22 protein-coding genes are annotated in these 24,815 nt (G+C 52.7%); 3 read left to right on the forward strand and 19 right to left on the reverse strand.

Going from position 1 to position 24,815, the window contains the following annotated elements:
- The first annotated feature begins 83 nt into the window (after positions 1-83).
- Positions 84-1,466, forward strand: a complete 1,383-nt coding sequence (locus TOLA_RS03435) for a PhoH family protein (protein ID WP_012728895.1) — start codon at positions 84-86, stop codon at positions 1,464-1,466.
- A 58-nt stretch (positions 1,467-1,524) separates the two neighbouring features.
- Here the strand turns inward: TOLA_RS03435 and thiQ are convergent, their stop codons facing one another.
- From thiQ to thiB, 3 genes are read right to left on the reverse strand one after another with little or no spacing between them, the layout of a single operon-like run.
- Complete coding sequence (gene thiQ, locus TOLA_RS03440) at positions 1,525-2,220, reverse strand: thiamine ABC transporter ATP-binding protein (protein WP_012728896.1); 696 nt, start codon at positions 2,218-2,220, stop codon at positions 1,525-1,527.
- A gap of 2 nt (positions 2,221-2,222) precedes the next feature.
- Positions 2,223-3,830 (reverse strand): thiamine/thiamine pyrophosphate ABC transporter permease, encoded by a 1,608-nt coding sequence (gene thiP, locus TOLA_RS03445; RefSeq protein ID WP_012728897.1) that lies wholly within the window; start codon positions 3,828-3,830, stop codon positions 2,223-2,225.
- Positions 3,830-4,831, reverse strand: a complete 1,002-nt coding sequence (gene thiB / locus TOLA_RS03450) for a thiamine ABC transporter substrate binding subunit (protein ID WP_012728898.1) — start codon at positions 4,829-4,831, stop codon at positions 3,830-3,832. The genes thiP and thiB overlap by 1 nt, the downstream gene beginning before the upstream one ends.
- 223 nt (positions 4,832-5,054) lie before the next feature.
- Between thiB and TOLA_RS03455 the strand changes: the two genes are divergently transcribed.
- A complete protein-coding gene (locus TOLA_RS03455; RefSeq protein WP_012728899.1) occupies positions 5,055-5,348 on the forward strand; it encodes a PilZ domain-containing protein in 294 nt (97 codons plus the stop codon).
- On the opposite strand, the gene TOLA_RS03460 is transcribed toward TOLA_RS03455, so the two are convergent.
- The 11 genes from TOLA_RS03460 to leuA form a co-directional block, all read right to left on the reverse strand.
- A complete protein-coding gene (locus TOLA_RS03460) occupies positions 5,315-6,325 on the reverse strand; it encodes a hypothetical protein (RefSeq protein WP_148210408.1) in 1,011 nt (336 codons plus the stop codon). The genes TOLA_RS03455 and TOLA_RS03460 overlap by 34 nt on opposite strands.
- Positions 6,292-8,001, reverse strand: a complete 1,710-nt coding sequence (locus tag TOLA_RS03465) for an ABC transporter ATP-binding protein/permease (protein ID WP_012728901.1) — start codon at positions 7,999-8,001, stop codon at positions 6,292-6,294. Before TOLA_RS03465 ends, TOLA_RS03460 begins: the two co-directional genes overlap by 34 nt.
- 101 nt (positions 8,002-8,102) lie before the next feature.
- Entirely contained in the window at positions 8,103-8,876 is a 774-nt protein-coding gene (locus tag TOLA_RS03470; protein WP_012728902.1) for an iron ABC transporter ATP-binding protein, read from the reverse strand.
- A gap of 5 nt (positions 8,877-8,881) precedes the next feature.
- On the reverse strand, positions 8,882-9,832 hold the full coding sequence (locus tag TOLA_RS03475) for an iron chelate uptake ABC transporter family permease subunit (RefSeq protein ID WP_012728903.1): 951 nt from the start codon (positions 9,830-9,832) through the stop codon (positions 8,882-8,884).
- Entirely contained in the window at positions 9,825-10,784 is a 960-nt protein-coding gene (locus TOLA_RS03480; protein ID WP_012728904.1) for an ABC transporter permease, read from the reverse strand. Before TOLA_RS03480 ends, TOLA_RS03475 begins: the two co-directional genes overlap by 8 nt.
- Positions 10,785-10,788: 4 nt before the next feature.
- A complete protein-coding gene (locus tag TOLA_RS03485; protein WP_012728905.1) occupies positions 10,789-11,721 on the reverse strand; it encodes a siderophore ABC transporter substrate-binding protein in 933 nt (310 codons plus the stop codon).
- A 57-nt stretch (positions 11,722-11,778) separates the two neighbouring features.
- Entirely contained in the window at positions 11,779-13,704 is a 1,926-nt protein-coding gene (locus tag TOLA_RS03490) for a TonB-dependent receptor domain-containing protein (protein ID WP_012728906.1), read from the reverse strand.
- A gap of 232 nt (positions 13,705-13,936) precedes the next feature.
- Entirely contained in the window at positions 13,937-14,536 is a 600-nt protein-coding gene (leuD, locus tag TOLA_RS03495) for a 3-isopropylmalate dehydratase small subunit (RefSeq protein WP_012728907.1), read from the reverse strand.
- 11 nt (positions 14,537-14,547) lie between these two features.
- Entirely contained in the window at positions 14,548-15,945 is a 1,398-nt protein-coding gene (gene leuC, locus TOLA_RS03500; protein ID WP_012728908.1) for a 3-isopropylmalate dehydratase large subunit, read from the reverse strand.
- 2 nt (positions 15,946-15,947) lie between these two features.
- Complete coding sequence (leuB, locus tag TOLA_RS03505) at positions 15,948-17,042, reverse strand: 3-isopropylmalate dehydrogenase (protein ID WP_012728909.1); 1,095 nt, start codon at positions 17,040-17,042, stop codon at positions 15,948-15,950.
- Positions 17,042-18,607 (reverse strand): 2-isopropylmalate synthase, encoded by a 1,566-nt coding sequence (gene leuA / locus TOLA_RS03510; RefSeq protein WP_012728910.1) that lies wholly within the window; start codon positions 18,605-18,607, stop codon positions 17,042-17,044. Before leuA ends, leuB begins: the two co-directional genes overlap by 1 nt.
- A gap of 436 nt (positions 18,608-19,043) precedes the next feature.
- Between leuA and TOLA_RS03515 the strand changes: the two genes are divergently transcribed.
- A complete protein-coding gene (locus TOLA_RS03515) occupies positions 19,044-20,603 on the forward strand; it encodes a protein adenylyltransferase SelO (protein WP_012728911.1) in 1,560 nt (519 codons plus the stop codon).
- A gap of 12 nt (positions 20,604-20,615) precedes the next feature.
- Here TOLA_RS03515 and TOLA_RS03520 read toward each other — a convergent pair whose 3' ends face one another.
- The 5 genes from TOLA_RS03520 to TOLA_RS03540 all read right to left on the reverse strand — a co-directional run bounded on the left by TOLA_RS03520 (position 20,616) and on the right by TOLA_RS03540 (position 24,701).
- A complete protein-coding gene (locus TOLA_RS03520) occupies positions 20,616-21,638 on the reverse strand; it encodes an MBL fold metallo-hydrolase (protein ID WP_012728912.1) in 1,023 nt (340 codons plus the stop codon).
- Positions 21,628-22,290: a DUF6962 family protein gene (locus TOLA_RS03525; RefSeq protein ID WP_012728913.1), complete on the reverse strand. Its 663-nt coding sequence runs from the start codon at positions 22,288-22,290 to the stop codon at positions 21,628-21,630. Before TOLA_RS03525 ends, TOLA_RS03520 begins: the two co-directional genes overlap by 11 nt.
- A 24-nt stretch (positions 22,291-22,314) precedes the next feature.
- Entirely contained in the window at positions 22,315-23,523 is a 1,209-nt protein-coding gene (locus TOLA_RS03530; RefSeq protein ID WP_012728914.1) for a polysaccharide pyruvyl transferase family protein, read from the reverse strand.
- A 140-nt stretch (positions 23,524-23,663) separates the two neighbouring features.
- On the reverse strand, positions 23,664-24,146 hold the full coding sequence (locus tag TOLA_RS03535; protein ID WP_012728915.1) for a YehS family protein: 483 nt from the start codon (positions 24,144-24,146) through the stop codon (positions 23,664-23,666).
- 216 nt (positions 24,147-24,362) lie between these two features.
- On the reverse strand, positions 24,363-24,701 hold the full coding sequence (locus tag TOLA_RS03540) for a zinc ribbon domain-containing protein YjdM (RefSeq protein WP_012728916.1): 339 nt from the start codon (positions 24,699-24,701) through the stop codon (positions 24,363-24,365).
- Between the last annotated feature and the right edge of the window lie 114 nt (positions 24,702-24,815).

A 24,815-nucleotide genomic window follows, 5' to 3' on the forward strand; every position in this document is an offset into this window, starting at 1 on the left:
ATAGTTATATGTAGTTAGTCATTTAGTGTGTTGTCACTGACATGAATTTGTCATCCGGTGCATCAGGCCAAAGGAGGCTGCCTATGGATAGCGATGAACGTAAGTTATTCATCCTTGATACCAACGTGCTGTTACATGAACCTCTCTCCATCTACTCCTTTCAGGAACACGATATCGTCATCCCGATGACGGTGCTCGAAGAACTCGACAACATCAAAGATCGTCAGAAAGATGTCAGCCGTGAAGCGCGGGTGGCTATCCGTACGCTGGAAGATCTGTTTCGTGATGCGACACCAGAACAAATTACCAGTGGCATCTGTCTGAAAGACACTTCCGGTGGTGGTTGCAGCGGGCTGATTTCCATTGTCGCTGATCATCATCTGCCCGGTGGTGAAGAAGTCTTTACCAACAAAGAAGCGGATAACCGCATCATCAATCTGGCGCTTTATCTGCAGAGTTTCCGTAAAGATCGTCTGGTTGTGCTGGTGACCAAAGACATCAACATGCGCCTGAAAGCCAAAGGGGCCGGGCTGTCGAAGGTTGAAGATTACCGTACCGACCAGCTGATTGATGATATCCGTCTGCTGGCCAAAGGCTTCCAGAAAATCGAAGGCGCATTCTGGGATAAAGTCGGGCAGTGCGAAACCGAATCGCACGGCCGTGATGTGTTTCATCGTATGGATGAATCCGTGCTGCAGGGGACGCATATCAACCAGTATCTGATCGATGAGGCGGCAAGCTTTGCCGGCCGGGTGCAGAAGCGGGAACAGGGCTCGTTGTTCATCAAGGATATTGGCTATGAACGCATGATGAACCGCCACGCCTGGGGTGTGCATCCGAAGAATATCTATCAGGCGATGGCACTGGATGCACTGCTTGATCCCACGCTGGATCTGGTCATTCTGACCGGCCCGGCGGGTTGCGGTAAAACCTTGCTGGCGGTGGCAGCAGCGCTGGAGCTGGTGATTGAGCGGGGGATTTATGAGCGCATCATCGTGACCCGCAATACGCCTGAAATTGCCGAAAGCATCGGCTTTTTGCCCGGCACCGAAGAGGAAAAAATGCTGCCGTGGCTGGCTGCGGTAACGGACACGCTGGAAGTGTTACACAAACATGATGAAAGCCGGGAAACTTCGCTGCAATACATCATGGAACAGGCCAACATCCAGTTTAAATCGGTGAACTTTATGCGTGGCCGCAGTTTCCAGAATACCCTTGTCCTGCTGGATGAGTGTCAGAACCTGACCGCCTCCCAGCTGAAAACCATCATTACCCGCTGCGGCGAAGGCACCAAAATTGTCTGCTCCGGTAACCTGGCGCAGATTGATTCGAACTATCTGACCCCGGTGACATCCGGTCTGACCTATATCGTGGAACGTTTCAAAGACTTCGAAGGCAGCGCCAATATTTTCCTGAATGGCGTGGTCCGCAGTCGACTGGCCTCGTTTGCCGAAGAGAATTTGTAAGATTAAGCCGCTCAGCCCCCGGTCTTATCCGGGGGTTGTCGGTAGCGCAAATGTTTAATTACATCCCCAGATAAGCGGCAAATTCCTCGCTTGGCGGTTGTGTCAGCGCGCTCATCGGTGCGGTGAATGTCAACCGGCCATCCTCAACAAAGCCCAGCCAGTCAGCCTGATCTTTCGCCTCCTGCGGCTGATGTGAAACCAGCAGCACGCCGATGTTATGTTCGGTCGCCAGTTGCCGCACTTCCTGCATCATCTCCTGACGCAGTGCCGGATCAAGCGCGGAGAAGGGTTCATCCAGCAGCAGATAGGGTTTACGGCGTACCAGACAACGCGCCAGGGCGACGCGTTGTTGTTGTCCGCCGGACAGCGAGGTTGGCAGCCGGTCGAGCAGCTCACTGATCTGTAACCGCTCTGCGGCCTGCAACAATGCCTGTTGCTCCGGTTTCGAAAGCTTAAGATTGGGCTGCAGGCCAAGGCCGATATTCTGGCGTACGGTCAGATGCTCAAACAGGTTATTTTGCTGAAACAGCATGGTAAACGGACGCTGTGCCGGAGGCTGCGCCGCAATATTCTGCCCATCCGCTAACAGCGTCCCGCCACTGATGGGCAGGAATCCGGCCAGCATTTCCAGCAGGGTAGATTTGCCGCTGCCGGAGCGCCCCAGCAACAAGCCGATTTCACCCGGCTGCAACTGCAGGGAAAACTCAAATAACCGCCCCTGACGACGGGTTTGCAACTTCTCAGCCAATAGCATTGTTATTCCAGTAGTGAAGGCGGTTCGCGATGTTCATTCCGGCTTGCCAGCCATTCTATCAGCCAGAGCAGGGTGATGCAGATCAGCAGTAACACCAGCGCAGTTGCTGATGCGGCATCCATCTGATAATGGCCGAGTTGCTGATACAGCAGCCAGGGCAGGGTTTGTAATTCATCACTGCCAAACATGGCAATGGCCGCCAGATCGCCGAGTGAAAAGATCATACCCAGTGCCAGCGCCCGGCCTGCAGGGCGACAGAGTAATGGCCACTCCAGCCAGCGCAGGCGCGACAATCCATACAGCCCCAGGCTGTCGGCCAGACGGTCATAGCGGACCAGCAGATCCTGCATTGGTTCCTGCAACGCGCGCAGTGTATAGGGCAGCGCCGCCAGCGCATTCAGCAGCACGACCAGCCAGAAGCCATGCGCAAACAGATCGACCTTTTCCTGCAGCAGAATAAACAGGCCGGTGCTGAGTACCGAGGTCGGGAGCAGCAGGATCAGCGAGCCGGTGCCGGAGAGCAATTGCCCGGCACGCGGCGCATGACAACGGATGCTCAGATGGCGGCTGCTCAGCAGTAAACCGACACTCAGACCTAACGACAGCATGCCGGCACTGGTGGCAATTTGTAATGACTGCAGTGTGGTATGTAACAGCATCGACTGTTGCCATGCCAGATTGAACAATGCCTGCAGGCCATACCAGACAATCGCCAGCAGCGGCGGCAGAAACAGAGCTAAGCCGGGTAACAACGCGAGCAGATCAGGAAGCAGCGCACGTGGCTGATAACGCGGGCTGGCTTGTCCGCTGGCAGATGATAAAGAAGCGGCAGCCGGTTTCAGCCAGCCGTAACTGGCAACGATCAGCGTACCGAGCAGTAATTGCCAGCAGGCCAGTTGTCCTGCGGAGGCCAGATCAAAATCAAAGCGCAGCGCCTGATAAATTGCGACTTCCAGTGTGGTTGCCTGCGGTCCGCCACCCAGCGCCATCACAATCGTAAAGCTGGTAAAACAGAGCATGAATATCAGACTGGCCAGTCCCGGCAACAACCGGCGCATAGCCGGCCATTCCAGTAAACAGAAGCGGCTCCACTCCGGCATGTCCAGTTGTGCCGCTTGTCGCCAGTGATTTGGCGGAATTTGTTCCAGTGCCTGCACCAGCCAGCGGGTCGCGAGTGGCATGTTAAAAAACACATGCGCCAGCAGAATACCGGACAGACCAAACAGATAATCCGGTAATGTGATCCCGGCGAGTCGGGTTAATTGCGTCAGCCAGCCCTGTGCGCCATGCACGGCGACCAGCCCGAACAGGGCGATAATGACGGGTAGCACCTGCGACAGGCCGAACAGATGCAGTAACAGTGTCTTGCCGGGAAACTGCCGGTGAAACAGCGCCCGCGCCAGCGGCACCGCCAGCAATAAACTGAACAGCGTGGAGAGTGCCGCCTGTTTGAGACTGAACCAGGCAACATGCGTCAGATAACTATCCTGCCAGAGCAGTACCGTGGTTGTGCCGGGTTGGCTTAACAATGCCGCCAGCGGACCGAGTGTGGCCGATAAAATCAGGGCGGCCACCAGACCGCCCGAACACCACCAGAAACGACGCTGCATCAGTGGCTGACTGCCTGTAACCACTCTTTCACCCAGACTTTACGCTGAGTCGCGATCTGTTGCGTGTCAACCTGCAGTGTCTGTGCCGGGGTTTCATTCTGATTAAAACCTTCGGGCAATTTCACGCTGGTGACCGGATACATCCAGTTCCCTTCCGGGATCTGATTCTGAAAGTGCTCATATACTATGAATTGCATAAAGCGCTGTGCCAGCTCCGGGTGTGGTGCATTCTTCAGTTGTGCCGCGACTTCCACCTGACGCAGATGGCCTTCACTGAACATGGCGGCACGGTATTGCTGTTTGTCCTCGGCCAGACGGTGATAGGCGGGGGATGTGGTGTATGAGAGCACCAGATCAGACTGACCTTTCAGGAACATGCCATAGGCTTCGCTCCAGCCTTTGGTTACGGTGACGGTTTTTTTCGCCAGCTGTTCCCATGCGGCAGGGGCTTTATCGCCGTACACCTGTTTCACCCACAGCAGCAAACCCTGGCCGGGCGTGCTGGTACGGGGATCTTCATAAATGATTTTCAGATCGTTGCGTTCCACCAGTTCTTTCAGACTTTGCGGGGGCTGTTTCAGCTTGCTGCTGTCATAGACAAAAGCGAAATAGCCGTAGTCAAACGGCAGGAAGGTATTGTCCTGCCAGCCGCCGGGCAGGGTTAAACTTTGCAGATCGACGTTATGCGGCACAAACAGGTTGCTGTCATGTGCCGCCGCCAGCATGACTTCATCCATGCCGAGCGCGACATCCGCTTTGCTGTGTGCGCCTTCCAGTTTCAGCCGGTTCAGAATGGCCACGCCATCTTCCAGTGCCACCCATTTCAGTTCGCAATCACATACCGCTTCAAACGCGAGTTTGATTTTGGCACCCGGTCCCCATTCACCGGCGAACGAGTCATAGGTATAGACGGTTAATACCGGTTTCTGTGTCGCAGCCTGCGTGAATGCAGATACGGCCAGTAAAGCGGCTGCCAGAGAAAATGACCAGGAATGACGCATGCTGAACTCCATAAAGGGTCTGAATGGTTCTGCTGAACCGGATTGAATCAACAGTATGATCTCAGCCGACGCCCGTACCTCGTTTGAGAAACATTGTTATTTTAGTTACGAAATTGTAGTAAAACCAGTGACGTCACCGCTGAGTGATGTTAGGTTTGAACGGTATCCGGTTGAGTTTATATAAGTTGTTACCTTATTTTTCAACAATGTCTAGGAGAACTCCATGCTGACTACCACCCGGGAACGACGCACTTTCATGCGTATGGTGATCGATGCGCCTGTTACTCTGGTCCGCGGTTCCGAACATATGATCGCTACCTGCCGTGAGCTTGCTGCCAATGGCATGGCGATTGAAGTTGAAAGCAGCAGTCACTTTGTTGTGGGTGAAAAACTGAAAATCAGTTTGTCTACGAACAGCAATGCGTTACCGCCGTTTGTTGCCGACGCAAAAGTGGTCCGTGTAGAAAAGAACAATAACCTGGGTCAGTTAGGTGTGGAGTTTATCTCTGCCAGCTGAAGCAGATCATATTGATATTGGTTATTACGGATAGATAACCGGCTTTTTTCCCCTGTGACGCCGGGCGGGATTTCCGCCGGTCCGGCAACTTCCAGTGGCAGAAAAGCTTTTCCGTTTATGCGGATCATTTCCTCATTACCTGTCTGCCGGGGTAAAGCGACAGCCAGCAAGGCATGATCCGGCACATAGACAATCGCTTGCGGTAAATCAGGATAGAGTGCCGTCAGCAATGTCATCATCAGCACACTCTTGCTGTCACAGTCCCCGCGGTTTTGTACCAGTACCTGTTCCGGCATCAGGAAGGTAATGCCACGTTGTCCATCTGCAGATACCAACGGATCATACGGGATCGACTGCACAAAATTTAATAACCCGGCTACGACCAGTAACCGTTCATCATTCTGATAACGCTGCTTCTGCTCCGCTGATGCGGAAGAAACAATGACGCGCTGTAATGTCCGGGCGAGCTCCAGCAGTTCGGCACTGCTATCGGCGGCTATGCGGACATGATCCGGCCGGATCAGATGACTGTTGTCATCACCATGCCGTTTGTAATAGTGCTGCTCCAGATAGGTATTAAATAATGCCTTTTGTTGCTGTGCCAGCCAGCTGCCTGCCTGTTGTAAACGTTGCTGATCCGCTGCCTGATAATCAATGGTGGTGCCATCCGCGGTTTTACGGACGCGGAAGCTGACTTCCGGAAACTGTTCCTGGGCGTTCCGGATGAGTTGCTGGAAGACAGCGCTTTCTGCCTGCGCGGAGTGCCAGGCAGTCCACACCGGTAATGCCGTTTGGGCGGGCAGGATCAGGGTGAACGCCTGGGTGGATGCCGTATCGTGCTTCCAGACATAATGCAGTTGCTGCTCTTCGCCGCGGGCGAAAGCTTGCTGCTGCGCACTGGCAGTACCGGACAGTACTACCAGTGCGAAACCAAACAGCGGGATCAGGCGAACTGCCATTGCCCGTTTTCCTGCCATAACAGCTTCTTCTCATGGAACGGATGCAGGGTGCTGCGATGACCGACACTGACCATGATGGTCTGCGGCAATTCTGCGCGCAGTAACCGGTACAGCTGGGCTTCACTCTGTTCATCCAGCGCGGAAGTGGCTTCATCTAAAAACAGCACATCCGGTTTCACCAGCAGGATGCGGGCGAAAGCGACCCGTTGCTGCTCACCCAGGCTCAGCATCTGTCCCCACAATTCCACGTCATCCAGTCTTGGTGCCAGTTTCTCCAGACCCACCGCCTGCAATGCTTTAATTGCTTCCGCATTACTGACTTCCGGTAACGGATAGCTCATGGCCTGACGCAGACTGCCGAGTGGCAGATAAGGTTTCTGCGACAGGAACAGCGATTGGCTGTCTGCCGGATAAGTCACCTTACCGCTGGCAAAAGGCCATAAGCCGGCCAGCGTACGCAACAGTGTCGATTTGCCACAACCTGACGGCCCCTGGATCAGGAGCGAGTCACCGGCAGTCAGCTGCCAGTTGGCATCGTTCATCAGGCTGAAACCATCCGGATGCGAGATGCTGACCTGCTGCAACTGCAGCGCAACACCGGCTTTCTCGGGTTCCAGCCGTGGTAGTTGTTCGGCGTGTTGTAAACCCTGCTCAAAGGTAGCCAGACGATCCACCACCGATTTCCAGCGGGCCAGATCGGTATAGCTGTCAACCAGAATTGACATCGAACCCTGCACAATGCCGAAGGCGGAGAGCGTCTGCATCAGATCGCCCAGCGTGATCTGTTTGGCGAAATAGAGCGGGGCGCCTAACACAACCGGGAAGATAACGGCGGTCTGGTTAAAGCCCAGCGTAAAGAAGCCCAGCATTTTCTGTCGTTTCATCAGCGCATAGAAGTTATCGACCACCTGCAGGAACCGGCTGCGCAGATAGCCGCCTTCTTCCTGTGCCCCCTGATACAGGGCGATGGATTCGGCGTTTTCCCGCATCCGCACCAGCGAGAAACGGAAATCGGCTTCATAACGCTGCTGATTGAAGTTGAGCCGTACCAGCGGGCGACCAATCCAGAAGGTCAGTATCGTACCGAAAATGGCATAAGCCAGCGCCGCCCAGACCATGTAGCCCTGTGCCAGCTGAAAGGTGGTGTTACCGATAGTCAGCTCGGAGGGTTTGGAGAGTGTCCATAACACACCGAGAAACGTGAACAGAGTAGCGAGCTCACGCAGATAGCCAATCGAGAGGCTCAGGGTTGAACCGACAAACTCGTTGATATCTTCCGCGATACGCTGATCGGGGTTATCGGTTTGCCGGTCAGTCAGCTGCAGCCGGTAGAAGTTGTTATTTTCCAGCCAGTGCACGATCCGGTTCTGGGTCAGCCAGCGGCGCCAGACAATCTGCAGCATCTGATTGAAGTAAGTCCGGTGGACACCGACCAGCACCCAAATCGCCGCCAGCCAGCAGAACGTCAGCAGCAGGCTTTTGAATTCAGGAAAATCATAACTCTGGATCGAGTTGTAGAACTGGTTATGCCAGTTGTTCAGTACTTTCTGCAGATAGACCGAACCTGCCGTCAGTGCCAGAACAACAACCAACAGTAACAGGCCCTTGGTCTTACCTTCTTTGGATGCCCAGAATGGCTTTAACAGCATCCAGAAGTTGCGCCACAGGTGTCTGACCGGTGGGGTAGGTGTCATTAGTATTACTCCCGCTACAACATCATATTGCGCCTCATGTTGCCAGAGTGAGCAGGGAAATCAATCAGATGTCATGTATCGGTTTGTAATGACCGGAGGGCTTATGTATTTGCGGGCATTCCGTAATACAGACAGATGCGCTGCCCATCGATCTCGCGGATGGAAAACGGGATCTCATAGATCTCACTCAGAATCGTTGCATCAATCACGTCTGCAACCTTGCCGCTCTTTATCACTGCCCCTTTTTTCATTGCGATAATGTTGTCGGAATAGCAGGATGCAAAATTGATATCGTGCACCACCGTGACCACGGCTTTATGCGTTTCATGCGCCAGCATGCGTAACGTCGACATGATGTCGACCGAGTGCCGGATATCCAGATTATTCAGCGGCTCATCAAGAAACACGTAATCGGTATCCTGCGCGACGACCATGGCGATAAAGGCCATCTGCCGCTGTCCGCCACTGAGCTGATCGAGATAGCGATCCTGAATCGGCGTGATATCCAGATAACCCAGCGCCTGATCAATGATCTGCTGATCTTCTCCGGTTAAACGTCCCTGTGAATAGGGGAAGCGGCCAAATGCGACGAGTTCCCGCACGGTAAACCGCATGTTGATATTGTTCGACTGACGTAATACTGCCAGACGGGTCGCCAGTTCCTGCGTACCCCATTGTGCCAGCGGTTTTCCGGCAATCAGGATCTCACCGGCATCGGTGTTGGTTAAACGGCTGGCCATCGACAGTAACGTACTTTTCCCGGCGCCGTTCGGCCCGATGATCGAGGTTACTTCACCGCGGGGAAACAGCGCACTGGCATTCTGTACCACATACGTATTGCCATATTTTTTCGATAATCCGGTTAATTTAATCATGACGGTTACTGCACTTTATTACGCATCAGCAGCAGGAGGAAATAGCTGCCGCCGATGAAGTTGATAATCACACTGATGGTGGTTTCCAGATCCAGCATGCTTTCAATAAACCACTGACCGCCGGTCAGTAGCACGACGGATAACAGCGTGGACGCCAGCATCAGAAAACGGTGGTGATAACTGCGGAAGAGCTGCCGGGTCAGGCTGACCACGATCAGACCCAGAAACAGGACCGGCCCGACCAGTGCCGTGGCGACCGAAATCAAAACACTGATCAGCAGCATCACCTGCATCATCACTTTACGGGTATCTATGCCGAGACTTCGGGCGTTATCGATCCCCAGCCACAGCACATCCAGTCTTGCCGCCAGACGCCAGAGATAACCGACGGCCAGTAGCAGTGGGATCAGCGACCAGTAGACCAGCTCGCCGTTGACATTATTAAAGCTGGCAAACATCGCCCGCTGTACGGTGCTGAACTCGGCGGGGTCCACGATCAGGGTGAAGAAGTTCGTCATGCTGCTGAATAAACTGCCGCAGACAATCCCGATCAGCAGCAGGGAAAACAGATTGGTGTTTTTACGCTGAAAATAGAGCAGGAATAACCCCATCGATAAGCTCACCATAATGGCGGTGGCGACGCTGAAGTTCAGCAGCGGGTTAATGAGCAGATAACTGCTACTGCCGAAAATGATCAGAATGATGGACTGAATCATCACGTACAGCGCATCGAATCCGAGAATCGACGGTGTCAGGATCTGGTTATTGGTGATGGTCTGAAAAACCAGCGATGACGTCGCGATAGCCACCGAGGCAATCATGATCGCCAGTACTTTCGGAATGCGGTTCGCCAGAAAAAACGAATAGTTATCCGCCGTCAGACCTTTTCCCAGAAAATAGGCGGTAAAGGCGATACCTGCGAACAGTAAGAGCCACATTTTGACGGAATCACGCATTCGATTTATCCCTGAGTACCAGTGCAATGAAAACCATACCGCCCAGAACACTGATGATCATCGAAATGGGGATTTCATACGGGAAGATAATCAGGCGGCCCAACACATCACAGGACAACACCAGCACCGTGCCCCAGTACGCGGTCCAGGGTAGATTGCGTCTGATATTGTCACCCATAAAGATGGCGACCAGATTCGGCACAATCAGGCCCAGAAACGGGATCACGCCGACAATCATCACCACGGCAGAGGAGAGAACGGCCACCAGAATGACGCCAAACAGAACGATTTTCTGATAATCCAGCCCGATGTTGCGGGCAAAGCTCTCACCGATACTGGCGGCACTGAACTGGCTGGCATAGTAATAAGCCAGTGCCGAGGCCGGAATGGCCAGATACAGGAACTCGTAATTGCCCTGTAAGACGGAAGCAAAATTCGCGATCCGCCACGATGACATGGTCTGAACCAGATCGTATTTATAGGCAATAAACGTGGTTAACGACGAGACGACGTTGCCGTACATGATGCCGATCAGCGGCACCAGAGCCGTATTTTTAAACTTCAGCCGTTGCAGGAAACGGATAAACAGCAGCGTTCCGGCCACCGAGAAGAAAAAAATCACGCTGAGATGCGCCCATTCACTCAGCTCTGAAAAAGCCACCAGACTGACAATGTAACCCAGCAGGGCACAATCAATCGTGCCGGTAGTGGAGGGTGCGGCAAAGCGGTTCTGTACGATCTGCTGCATGATCAGGCCGGCAATGCTTAAACCGGCCCCCGCCAGACAGATGGCCAGCAGGCGGGGGATACGGCTGGTGAGCAGCACGGACATCGCCTGCGGATCGGCGGACAGCAGCCTGTCTGCGCTGATATCCGCCACACCGATCAGCAAGGAGGCTCCGGCCATTATCAGCAGCACGGCGACAGACAGGATAACCCGGACATGTTGCATGATCTTAGTTCAGTGCCTGATTGACATCATCCAGCATGATCCGGGTGGCGGTGACACCACCGGCTGTCAGATACCAGGCGGCTGAATTGATAAAGATCAGACGCTTGTTTTTGAATGCCGGGGTGGATGCCACCAGCGGATTACTGAACAGTGTCTGAGCCCGGCCTGTGCTGCGGCCAATGGCCTGTTCCCGATCCAGGACAAACAGCACATCGGGCTGCGCATCGGCGATATATTCAAAAGAGATTAGGTTGCCGTGTTTACCGGCTTTGGCTTTGATATTGCGGGCCACTGACGGTTTCAGACCGAATTCATGGTAGATATGCGAGAACCGGCTGTCAGCACCAAAACTGGCCAGATTACTACCGTTATTCATCACGGTCAGCGCAAACTGGCCGCTCTTTTCTGCCTTGGCATGCACCGTCGCAATCTGTTTATCCAGCTCGGCGATCAGTGGCTTGGTCACCTCGTTTTTATTGAAGATCTTGCCGAGATTCAGCCAGTTCTGCTGAGTATCCTGCCAGTACTGGCCATTTTCGATGTAAAACATATAAGTCGGGGCGATAGCCGCCAGTTTGTCGTAGACCGGCATGACCCGCGACTCGGCAATAATCAGATCCGGTTTCAGCATATAAATCGCTTCAAAATCCGGCTCCAGATTGGAGCCTGCCGCCTGGTATTTCTCATCCTGATATTTCTTCAGGTAATCAGGCAGCAGTGTTTTCACCACACCCACCGGCTCAATACCCAGCTTATCCAGTAAATCCAGACTGGCGTGACCCAGCACCACGACCCGCTTCGGGGTTTCAGCCAGGGTCATTTCCCCCATGTGATGTTTGACGGTGACGGGGGCCGCGAACACGGTTGATGCCGCGGTTAACAGCCACGCAAAACTCCATGCCGCGATGAAGGCTTTAAACTTGTTTTTCCGGAACATAATGGATACTCACTAAACGGTAAGAACAGGCCCCCGGATTGCTCCGGGGGGTATTGTTTAGAAACGCATGGAGGCCGTCAGGCGGAAGTCGCGACCTGCTTCCGGCACACCCGCCCACATGTTGTAACGGGAGGTGTAGCCATAGCTGGCCTGATCCAGAAACTGTTTATCAAACAGGTTAATGACCGCGAATTTCAGGTCAAAATCGGTGTTTGCCATTGGGCGCCAGCTGACATAAGCATCATGCACGGCATAACCCGGTTTCTCTTTTGAACCGGACGGCACTTCGGTCAGACGCTCAGTCACCCGGCCAGTCCAGCCGATATCAACGCGTTGTTCGGTAAAGTGATAATCGAGTCCGGTTGTCCAGGTGCGGCCGGTCGAGGTGCCCAGCGACATGTTGCTGTCACTCAGCGGCTCATTGTTCAGCGTCGGACGGCTTAACGTCACACCGACACGGCTATCCAGCTGCCCCCAGCGATAACCGGCATCCGCAGAATAACCCCAGACCCGGACCGTACCTTCGTTGTCACGGGTGCCGGTTGAGTTAGGGATGAAGTTTTCAATCCGCTGGCTGAAGCCCTGGACTTTGGCATGCAGGTTACCGTGTTCGTATTCGGTGCCGAACTCCGTGGTATGAGCACGTTCCGGATCAATATCGCTGTCATTGGTGGTGCGAGCCATGACATACACTTCTTTCGTCCCGACGCCACGCAATGCCCGGGAGTGGCGGGCAAACAGATTCACCTCATCGGTGACAAACCAGGTCAGACCCACATTCGGGCTGAGCCCTTCACTGCTGAAGTTCTGACCGATGTTGTCGTTGTAGTCGTAGTGATCAAAGCGGGCACCCGCGGATAACATCCAGTCGGGTGCAAAACGGTAATCACTCTGCAGATAAAGTCCCAGCACGGTCAGATCTTCATCCCCGGCTGTACCAGCGCCAGTCTGGTAAGCGCGGTCATGACGGTAGTCGGTACCGAAGGTGATATCGGCTTTGTCCAGATCCATGGTATTGCGCAGATCGCTGCCCCACGTCTCAACACCGGCACCACTCTGGGAACCATCGTTGGTAATGTCCAGGCTGGCATCGGTGTGATACACCGTGGTTTTGGTATTAAACAGCGGGTTACCGGATTTATATTTATGGTTGAACGTGGTGGTCGAGCGGGCGTTTTTCTGCTCGGTTTCCGGATTCCAATCCGAGGCAATCATGTGCGCGCGCAGGTTGCGGTTACCTTCATCCACCCGGTTTTCATGACTCAGACTGGCGTAGTGTTTTTCATTGATATCACCGCTCAGCTTGGTGAAAAAATCTTCCTGCTTGATGTCGGTGTTTTTGACGGTATCGCCATTTCCGTCCTGGTAGCTGTCTGTATCTAACTGTGAGGCACTGACCAGCAGACCGCTGTTTTCGCCGATACGTCCGAATGCGGTACCGGTATTTTTAAATCCTTTGCCGTTACTGTGATAGGTACTTTTCACTATCGCACCGGCTTTCTCATCTTTGCGCAGAATGTCAGTCGCATCTTTGGTTTCCACGTTGACGGAGCCCGCCAGTGCACCCGGCCCTGCAGTCGCCGCGCCAGTGCCGGCATCTGCTTCAACGGCTTTGATGATATCGGGATCAACCCCGACGCGTCCCTGATGATGGAACAGATAACCTGTCTGTTGGGCACCATCGATAGACACATTCATCATGGTATCTTCCAGACCACGAGCATACAGTTTCTGCGCCGCAGGCAGCGAACCGCCGCCGACAGTAAAGTCGGTTTTGTCTTTGAATATTTCCTGCAATGAGGCCGCTTGCTTTTGTTCCAGCTGTTTTGCGGTGACCGCTTTTTCTTTATCGGCGGTGACTTCAATGTTATCCAGTTCATTCACGGCTTCTTCAGCCAGTGCGGTTTGTCCTCCAAAGAAAGCTAAAGATAATGAGGAAGCGAGGAGAGTACGGGTCAGGATCTGTTTTGATTGCTGCTGCATTATGAGTCTCTTCCAGTTGAGAGTTTTCGGTGGTATTGATAATTATTCTCAATAAATGATAAGGATAACGAGTCTTCTTCTCAAGTAAAAATTAAAAAGATATGCAAGAGAATGTCAGCAGGAAGCGTGTTGCCGGGAGAACAGAGAATAAAAAAGAGAGGAAAAAGAAAGAGAAAAGAAAAGGGAAGCTCGATGGCTTCCCTTCAGGCATAACTATTTATGCAATGATCAATTACAACCAGACCGGTTGTTTTGCTTCATAGGCATCAATCGCATCAGCGTGTTGCAGCGTCAGACCGATGTTATCCAGACCATTCATGATGCAGTAACGGCGGAAGTCATCGATTTCAAACTTGAAGCAGTAATCGGCAGCGCGTACTTCTTTGGCTTCCAGATCCACTGTGATGTTCTGACCTTCGTTGGCTTCCACCAGCTTGAACAGTGCATCCACTTCGTCGTCTTTCAGACGCACAACCAGCAGACCGTTGTTCAGTGAGTTGCCGTAGAAAATGTCAGCAAAACTTGGTGCGATCACCGCTTTCAGACCGTAATCCGCCAGCGCCCATGGCGCATGTTCACGGCTCGAACCGTTACCGAAGTTTTCACGAGCCAGCAGGATGGAAGCACCCTTGTAGCGCGGAAAGTTCAGCACGAATTCCGGGTTTGGCTGAGTGCCAGCCTCATCCAGAAAACGCCAGTCGTGAAACAGATTCTGACCAAAACCCAGTTTGGAAACGCGTTGTAAAAACTGTTTCGGAATGATCTGGTCAGTATCAACGTTGGCACTGTCGAGAGGTACAGCCAGACCGGTATGTTGTTTAAACTCTTGCATGGCGGTGCTCCTTACAGTTCACGAACGTCAACGAAATGACCGGTAATCGCGGCAGCCGCAGCCATGGCAGGGCTGACCAGGTGAGTACGACCACCACGGCCCTGACGGCCTTCGAAGTTACGGTTGCTGGTGGCAGCACAACGCTCGCCCGGTTCCAGACGGTCGTTGTTCATCGCCAGACACATAGAGCAACCTGGCAGACGCCATTCAAAACCGGCTTCGGTCAGGATCTTGTCCAGACCTTCCGCTTCAGCCTGCGCTTTCACCTGCTGTGAACCAGGAACAACCAGTGCCTGTACACCCGGCGCCACTTTACGGCCTTTCGCGACGGCAGCAGCGGCACGAATATCTTCGATACGGCCATTGGTGCAGGAACCGATAAAGGCTTTGTCGATTTTCACGTCAGACAGTTTCTGACCGGCAGTCAGTGCCATGTATTCCAGCGCTTTTTGCGCGGAACTACGGGCTACCGGGTCAGCAAAATCTTCCGGTGCCGGGATCGGCGTGTTGATGCTGATCACCTGGCCTGGGTTAGTACCCCAGGTCACTTGTGGTTCGATCGCCGCACCATCCAGTACCAGTTCGGCATCAAACTTGGCACCTGCGTCGGTTTTCAGGGTTGACCAGTATTCAACAGCGGCATCCCAGTCGGCGCCTTTCGGTGCAAACGGACGGCCTTTCAGATAATCGAAAGTCGTCTGGTCTGCAGCAACCATACCGGCTTTGGCACCCAGTTCGATCGCCATGTTACAGACGGTCATACGTTCTTCCATGGTCAGTGCCTGAATGGCAGTACCACAGAATTCAACTACGTAACCAGTACCACCGGCAGTGCCGGTTTTACCGATAATGGCCAGTACGATGTCTTTCGCAGTCACACCCGGACCAACTTTACCGGTCACTTCGATTTTCATCGTTTTGGCGCGGCTCTGTTTCAGTGTCTGAGTTGCCAATACGTGCTCAACTTCAGAAGTACCGATACCGAACGCCAGCGCACCAAATGCACCGTGAGTCGCAGTGTGGGAGTCACCACAAACGATGGTGGTACCCGGCAGTGTCAGGCCGATTTCCGGGCCCATGACGTGCACGATACCTTGCCACTTGTGGTTCAGACCATACAAAGGCACACCGAAATCGTCGGTGTTTTTCATCAGGGTCTGCATCTGCACACGCGCCATCTCGCCGGAAGCGTTGATGTCGTTGCTGGTGGTCGATACGTTGTGATCCATGGTCGCCCAGGTACGGTCAGTACGACGGACTTTACGGCCTTTTTCACGCAGACCATCAAACGCCTGCGGGCTGGTTACTTCATGCACCAGATGACGATCGATATAAATGATCGGAGTTTCGCCTGCGGCTTCATACACCACATGCGCTTCAAATACTTTCTGATAAAGCGTCTTAGCCATGCTTAGATCTCCCGGATGCGTGCGGCAATCTGTGAACCCATATCGCTGGTGCTCTGCACCGGATGTTTGCCTGCGCCTTGTGTCAGGTCACCGGTGAAGTAACCATCAGCCAGTGTTTCGGCAATTGCGCGTTCAATCGCAAGGGCTGCGTTTTCTTCTTTGAAGCTGTAACGCAGCATCAGTGCGGCAGACAGGATCTGCGCAACCGGGTTGGCAATGCCTTTACCGGCGATGTCTGGTGCAGAACCACCAGCTGGCTCATACAGACCAAAGCCGTCGGCATTCAGGCTGGCAGAAGGCAGCATGCCCATAGAACCGGTGATCATCGCGCATTCGTCAGACAGGATGTCGCCGAACAGGTTAGAGCACAGCAGAATGTCGAACTGGGATGGATCTTTCACCAGCTGCATGGTCGCGTTATCGATATACATGTGGTTCAGTTCCACATCCGGATAATCTTTCGCGACTTCAGTTACCACCTGACGCCACAGAATAGAACTCTGCAGTACGTTGGCTTTGTCGATAGAGGTTACTTTGTGGCGACGAACACGGGCTGATTCAAACGCGATCTTGGCGATACGTTCGATTTCATAGCGGTGATACACCTCGGTATCAAACGCTTTTTCCATATCGCCAGCGCCTTCACGGCCTTTCGGCTGACCGAAATAGATACCACCGGTCAGTTCACGCACACAAACGATGTCGAAACCGCGATCTGAGATATCAGCACGCAGTGGTGACAGCGCATTCAGACCTTTGTGGATCTGAGCCGGGCGCAGGTTACAGAACAGTTTGAAATGACCACGTAATGGCAGCAATGCACCACGTTCCGGTTGTTCGTTCGGTGGCAGGTGTTCCCATTTCGGGCCGCCAACTGAGCCGAACAGTACCGCATCAGCGGCTTCACAGGCTTGCAGTGTGCTTGCTGGCAGCGGGCAGCCGTGATTGTCGATAGCGATCCCACCGACATCATGCTGACTGAATTTGAATTCGATGCCAAAAACGGACTGAACCTTGTCCAGTACCTTGATCGCTTCGGCCATTACTTCCGGACCGATGCCATCACCGGGCAACACCGCGATTTGGTAACTTGCCATTACAGAGTCTCCATGACTGTTTTTTGTGCGAAACGTTCTTTATGCTCTGCGACCTGCAAAGCACGATAAATATTATTGATCACATGCACCAAGGCTTGCGCAGACGATTCCACGATGTCAGTGGCCAAGCCCATGCCGTGGAATTTACGACCTTTGAATTCCGCCACGATATCCACCTGACCCAGCGCATCTTTACCAATGCCTTTGCTCTTCAGATCGTATTTGCTGATATTGATTTCATAGCCGGTGATGCGGTTGATGCATTGGTACACTGCATCCACCGGACCATTACCTGTCGCGGCTTCAGTGACTTCTTCGTCGCCGACTTTCATGCGCACACTGGCGGTCGCCATGATGCTGCCACCGGACTGCACACTCAGGTAATTCAGTTTGAAATGCTCAGGCTCTTCCTGGATCTGACTGAAGAACAACAAGGCTTCCAAATCATAATCGAACACTTGGCCTTTTTTATCAGCCAATTGCAGGAAGCTGGTGTAAATCTGATCCAAATCATAAGAACCTTCCGGATAACCCAGCAACGCCAGACGATGCTTGATGACATGACGACCAGAGCGGGAAGTCAGGTTCAGGGTGTTCTGGTTCAAACCCACGCTTTCCGGGGTGATGATTTCGTAGGTGTTCTTGGCTTTCAGCACGCCATCCTGATGGATACCGGAGCTATGCGAGAAGGCGTTGGCACCGACAATTGCTTTGTTCGGCTGTACCGGCATGTTGCACAACTGGCTGACCAACTGGCTGGTGCGGTGAATTTCCTGATGCTTGATATTGGTGTGCACACCAATCAGATCCTGACGAGTTCTCAGGATCATCGCGACTTCTTCTAATGAGGTATTACCCGCCCGTTCGCCGATACCATTAATGGTACATTCGACCTGACGGGCGCCCATCTGCACGGCACTGATTGAGTTCGCAACGGACAAACCCAAATCATCATGACAATGCACAGAGATAACCGCTTTATCAATGTTCGGTACACGGTTGAACAGGTTATGAATGATGCCACCAAATTCTGACGGAATGGTGTAACCGACGGTATCCGGGATGTTGATGGTACGGGCACCGGCGTTGATCGCCGCTTCCACCATACGACACAGATTGTCGATTGGCGTACGGCCCGCATCTTCACAGGAAAACTCGACGTCATCGGTGAAACGACGCGCGTATTTCACGGCGTTGATACCCATCTCCAGCACGTCTTCGAAGCTCTTTTTCAGCTTGCTTTCAACGTGAATGGTAGAGGTGGCCAGGAAGGTGTGGATACGGAACTGATCCGCTACTTTCAGTGCTTCGGCAGCGGCATCAATGTCTTTCTGCAAGGCGCGGGACAATGCACAGACGCGGCTGTTTTTGATCTGACGGGCGATAGTCTGGACGGATTCAAAATCACCGGGGGAGGATACCGGGAAACCAACTTCCATCACGTCAACACCCAGCCGTTCCAGTGCCAGCGCGATCTGCAATTTCTCACGTACTGTTAAGCTGGCTGGCAATGCCTGTTCGCCATCCCGCAAGGTGGTATCGAATATGATGACGCGATCTGACATATCTTTATCCTCGGTAACTGGTTTCGTGCGCTGGCGGTATAAAAAAACCCGCGCTGTGTGCACGGGTTCTTATGTTCAGGCCTTAATTCCGGCTGCTACATTCCCGCGCGAAAGTCCGCGATAAGAAGAAGTAGGAGCAGAGAAATTAAGCGCATAAACGTGTCCTTTTTGAACTGTTAGATTATGTGTACGCTTTTTATCGAAACTTGTCAAACACCTCGTGCATGACTTTCTTTATTTTTGATGAATAATAGCGTTAATGTGCCATTTATTGATATTTAATTGCGCATTTTTATCAATTGATCGCAACAAGTAGGATGATGCCGATGCTGCGGCTCATTCTGAAAATGAGCAGAGTGGCACGATGAATTGATCGCTCAGCTGAGAACTGCGTACTGCTGATTATAGTCAACAATCAGCCATAAGAGCCTGCTGCATGGCATTTCTGCATTTTGATAACCGCTTTATCCGGGAACTACCGGGGGATCCGCTGACACTGAACCAGCCTCGTCAGGTACATGCGGCTTTTTGGTCAGCGGTCACACCGGCACCGGTGCCGCAACCGCAACTGATCGCCAGCTCAGCGGAAGTTGCTGCTTTACTTGGTATTTCATTGGCTGAGTTACAGCAGCCAGCGTGGGTGGCCGCGTTGTCGGGCAATGGTTTACTGGACGGAATGTCACCGTTTGCGACCTGTTACGGCGGTCATCAGTTTGGTAACTGGGCCGGACAACTCGGTGATGGGCGGGCCATCAGTCTTGGTGAACTGATCCATAACGATCTGCGCTGGGAGCTGCAGCTCAAAGGCGCGGGTGTCACTCCGTATTCCCGCCGTGGTGACGGCAAAGCAGTGCTGCGTTCTTCGATCCGGGAATTTCTGTGCAGCGAAGCGATGTTCCATCTCGGGGTGCCGACCACACGGGCACTGAGCCTGGTGCTGACCGGTGAGCAGATCTGGCGGGATATGTTTTATGACGGCAATCCGCAACAGGAACCGGGCGCGATTGTCTGCCGGGTTGCACCTTCCTTTATCCGTTTTGGTCATTTTCAGCTGCCTGCGATGCGTGGTGAATCAGACTTACTGAATCAGCTGATCGATTTCACCATTGATCGTGATTTTCCGCATTTGTCTGCCCAACCAGCAACCGTGCGCCGGGGGGTGTGGTTCAGCGAAGTGTGCATCACCACGGCAAAGCTGATGGTGGAATGGACGCGGGTTGGTTTCGTGCATGGGGTCATGAACACCGACAACATGTCGATTCTCGGGCTGACGATTGATTACGGCCCGTATGGCTGGGTGGATAATTTCGATCTGAACTGGACGCCGAACACCACCGATGCGGAAGGGTTGCGTTACTGCTTTGGCCGGCAACCGGCGATTGCGCGCTGGAATCTGGAGCGGCTGGCGGAAGCCTTAGGCACTGTGATGACCGATCACGCTATTCTGGCGCAGGGCATCGAGATGTTTGATGAGACGTTTGCTCAGGAAATGGCGGCGATGCTGGCCGCTAAATTGGGTTGGCAGCAATGGTTGCCGGAAGACAGCGAGCTGGTCAACCGGCTGTTTGATTTGTTGCAGCAAGCTGAAGTTGATATGACGCTGTTCTTCCGCCGGTTAGCTCTAGTGGATGTTTCGGCTCCGGATCTGACCGTGCTTGCGGATGCTTTTTACCGGGATGATCTGTTTTGTCAGCATCAGCCAGCCTTTACGCAGTGGCTGACTAATTACAGTCAGCGGGTCTTAAGCGAAGGTGTTTTGCCGGCAGAGCGGGCTGCCCGGATGAATCAGGTTAACCCCGTTTATGTGTTGCGTAATTATCTGGCTCAACAGGTTATTGATGCCGCAGAGCAGGGAAATTATCAGCCGATCGCCGAGCTGCTGGAGGTGCTGCGGCAGCCTTATACTGAACAGTCCGGCAAAGAGGCTTATGCCCAAAAACGGCCGGATTGGGCGCGGCACAAACCCGGCTGTTCGATGCTGTCCTGCAGTTCATAGGCCTGCAAATTGTTATGCCGGCGGTTGTCCGGTCGGGCTGATTATCAGGCTCTGATAACCCTGCAGAATGCTGAATTCGATATTGTCGTTTTTTGTTCTGGAAATAAGAAAATCAAAGCCCTGCTCTAAATTATCCACCACCTGCGGCATGGCTTCTAAATGATCCGATAACGGCTGGAAGAAGTTATCCCAATGGATTGGAATGACCCGTTTTGGCCGCACTTTCCCGACGGTTTCATCATAGAAGGCCTGCTGAAATTCCGGCTTTTGTTTTCCGAACATGGCGGTTCCCAGAAACAGGACATCAGCCTGGATCTTATCTAATTTACCGGTGATGAAATTGGTATCTGGTTTAATAAAAAAACTGATTGTTCCATGCCGGATCAGAAAGTCATAAGAACCGCCTTCTTTATACGCACTGACTCTGGCCGGTTGTGACAGGGGCGCGGTGATCTCTTCACCGATATCATCGTTGATATACGCGATAGGCGGCGTGTGCCGGGATGGCATTACGGTGATGCTGAATTGGCCGATTTGCAGTGCTTTATCCGGCGTATAAAGCTGCATTTGTCCGGAAGGCAAACCTGCACCTTTACCGATATTCAGTGTTGAAGATGAGCCATACAGCTTGGCCCCGGTGCGCTGTGCGATATAAGCAATATCCAGGGCGTGATCATAATGGGAATGACTGGCAAACACCGCCTGCAGTCTGTTCACCTGCAGTTTGCTGAGTAGTGCATCGGTGGCTGCTTTATCGGTGGATAATTGAGAGGTGGCGACCTGCCAGAGCGGTTTTCGCGAGATGAAACCATCAACCATCAGCTGCGTTTCACCATCATCAATTAACAGTGACGCGGCGCCAAGAAAGGTAATTTTCACCGCGCCGGGATGAGGTGCTGCGGCATCATTGATGTAGTAGTTTTTATAGTTCCCGATATCACCACCGGGTTGCAACAGCAACCAGCACAGGGCAATGGCAATCAGGATAATGCCTGTAACAGCCAAGGCTATTTTGGTGACAGAGTCATGCAACATACGCCTCCTGATTCTGCTGTTTTTTGTTTTCTGCGATGCGGTATGCGCCAAGGGCTAATAAGCCAATGCCCACAATCTGGATCAGATGGAACAGACCATTGTGATCAAACGGCAGCAGCAAGGTGATGGATAAATCGCTGCTCTGTACACCAGCCGCAAGCAGGTTGATCAGAATAGCGACCGAGATAACGGCGGCCCCTGGCTGGTGGTGAGAACAGGCAAGAAAAGCATAAATCAGCAGCGCGCTCAGCATGACAATGGCTTCATACAGGATGAAGACGATAAAGATGCCGTTAAACAGTTCCGTTAAGGCAAAAAAGACAATACCGACAGCGATACTGTACGGGATCAGGCGTTTTGCGGTCGCAATGTCAGCCCCGTCTGCAATGGCTGCGACCAGAAACAGCGCCATCATAATTCCCAGGCTTAGATAGAGTGGTTTCCAGAGCAGTTCACGGAGGTTTTCCGGCATTTCCAGTCCGTGGGCAATGCTTCCCAGCAGAGAAGAAAAAGCCAGCAGACCAAATATCCAGCGCCAGATCTGGTGGTGCCAGCGATGCTCCCGAAAGGCCAGAAGAATACCGATGCTTTCAATCGCCAGCATGACATCAGTGAGGCTGGTGGTCAGTTCTGTGGGTGACGAAACTAACATGATGCTGCGTCTCCCCTGAGGTTATTATTTCAGTCCGGCACAGAGAGCGGTGAACCCCTGACGATAACGTCGCACCAGTTCGCGGGCTTTCTGCTGTAACGCGTCCCGATCGACCGCCAGCACATCAACGATCCCTTGTGCCATCTCTTCCGGCGCCACCGTCGCTGGCAGAGCTGAGAGATCCCATGTCGCCGCGAACGCCGCTTGTTTCGTTACGCACGCTCTCTGTTCAGCATGGCACAAATTCACGCGGGGCAGGGCAAAAGCCATCGCGATGATGCGACCGTGCAGGCTACTGCCGCAATAGAGCCGGCTGTCAGCAATCAGTGCACAGATATCCCAGATATTAAGTGATTCGAAAAGGATGACCGCTGGTGCTGACATACGGGATGCGACGCGCTGATAACAAGCCAAATTATCATGCCAGGGGGCGGCCCCGGCGCGGAAGAGGACGACAGCATAACCGGTTCCGGCAACGACTTTATCCAGCTGTGCGGCGATGGTTGCAAGCGTCATATCATCGCCGAAATCAGCACTGAACTGCACGGCTATATAGCCTTGCGGGCAGGTCTTTTTTATCTGGGCTATTTCAGCTGATTTAGCATGTTGCCGGATTTTCGGGGTGAACAGATCCTCCACCATCACCGCCGGATCCGGGATGAGCTGTGCGTCGATACCGTAAGATTTCAGCTGTGAGAATGTCTGCCGATCTCTGACACTGACTACCTCTGCTGCTTTCAGTTTGCGGATAACTTCCGCCCGAAAATCAGCCGGGTAATCATTAAAATCCACCCCACCCACGCCGTTGTAAATCATGCGGTGCATCTGCGGGAATAACGCCCGATCTGCGCAATAGGGGGCTAATCCGGCAAGCCTCAACTGCTGTTGTGCCCAAGCTAATCTTTCCGCCGGTTGGCGATCAAAGCGGGCAATCACAGGCTGCACCTGTTGCTGAGGTAACAGCATAACTGCGGTCAGCCAGGCATCACATGTCAGGATTTCACCGCCCACATGCATCAGATTGACCGGGCTTTTACCCCACTCAGCGGCAAGTTGCGGGAGAGACTGAACCTGATGACCGCCATATTGGCGTAAATCCACCGCGGCCAGTCCGGCAAAAAGCACAGGAGTATCTGGCAGCAATGCAGCGGCTATATGGGGAAACAGCAGATCACCAAAATTATGGCGATCAAAGGCACCAAACAGGATGGTGGGAATGCTGGTAGTAGTCATCTGTTTAGTATAGACAACACACTATCTGAAGAGCTTCAAACGCAGTGGCAGAGTTTTCGGAAGGGGGATGAGCGGACTTTTTCTATCCTGCTTGCCACAATCTCCTTTGCGGATGCGCTGTGGCAAGCAGGATATCAGTATTACTCGAAGGTCTCAGATTGATCGCCAGGACGGTATTTAAGCTGAATACCTTTCAGGAAGTTCCGCAGTATCTGATCTTTACACTCACGGTAATGCTTATGATCTGCCTTGCGGAAGAATGCACTCAGTTCGTGTTTGCTGATCCGTAAATCAGCCAGCTCCATGATGGCCAGGATGTCATCGTCTTTCATATCTAACGCGATCTTCAATTTGCGGAAGATGATGTTATTGGTTAACGATTGCTCTGGTGCAGGTTGTGCGCCTTCTCTTTTCCCGCGTTTTTCATTAATCAAACCGTTCAGGAACAGAGCAAAGGTGGCGTCATTACATGATTGATAATCTGGATCGGAGTCGTTTTTTAACCAACTGCTGACTTGCGCCCGGGTTACCTGATGATCAGCCAGGCCAAACACAGCGATCATTTTGGAATCGTTAAAGTCAAAGGTATAGCGGAGACGGCGCAGAATATCATTATTGGTCACAAACATGTCCTGATTTAAACCGCAGTAGTGTCACCTTGACCCACTGCTAAAATGTCAGGGAATTTTAACAGATATTCGCGTGGTTGCTGTCAGTTAGATTTGTGTTTTTTACAGACAACCGGATGAGGGCCATCCGGTCTTGTCACAAGACACACCAGACAATGCCGGAAAACAGCCTTTTGGCGGCATTCCGGCACTGTAGCAGGCGATTTGGTCTTATGCTTTTTTAACGAATTCCGTTTTCAGCTGCATGGCACCGATGCCATCGATTTTGCAGTCGATGTCATGATCACCATCGATCAGACGGATATTTTTTACTTTAGTGCCGATTTTAACCACTAATGAAGAGCCTTTTACCTTCAGATCTTTGATCACCGTGACGGTATCGCCATCCTGAAGTTCGTTGCCGTGCGCATCGCGGAAGACTTTGGTTTCTTCTGTGCTTTCAGCGGCATCTTTTGACCATTCATTGGCACACTCAGGGCAAACATACATGTTGCCATCTTCGTAAGTGTATTCCGAATTACATTTCGGACATTGTGGTAATCCGCTCATTCTGCACCTTTTCCTGATTAACTGAATAGCTTACCTGACAGCATGTCTGCCGTCTGATAAGTGGTTTTGCTTTACATGCACATAATATTACCATGTTTAAGGAAAGGACAAAAT

The sequence above is a fragment of the Tolumonas auensis DSM 9187 genome (genome assembly GCF_000023065.1).
Taxonomy (GTDB): Bacteria; Pseudomonadota; Gammaproteobacteria; order Enterobacterales; family Aeromonadaceae; genus Tolumonas; species Tolumonas auensis.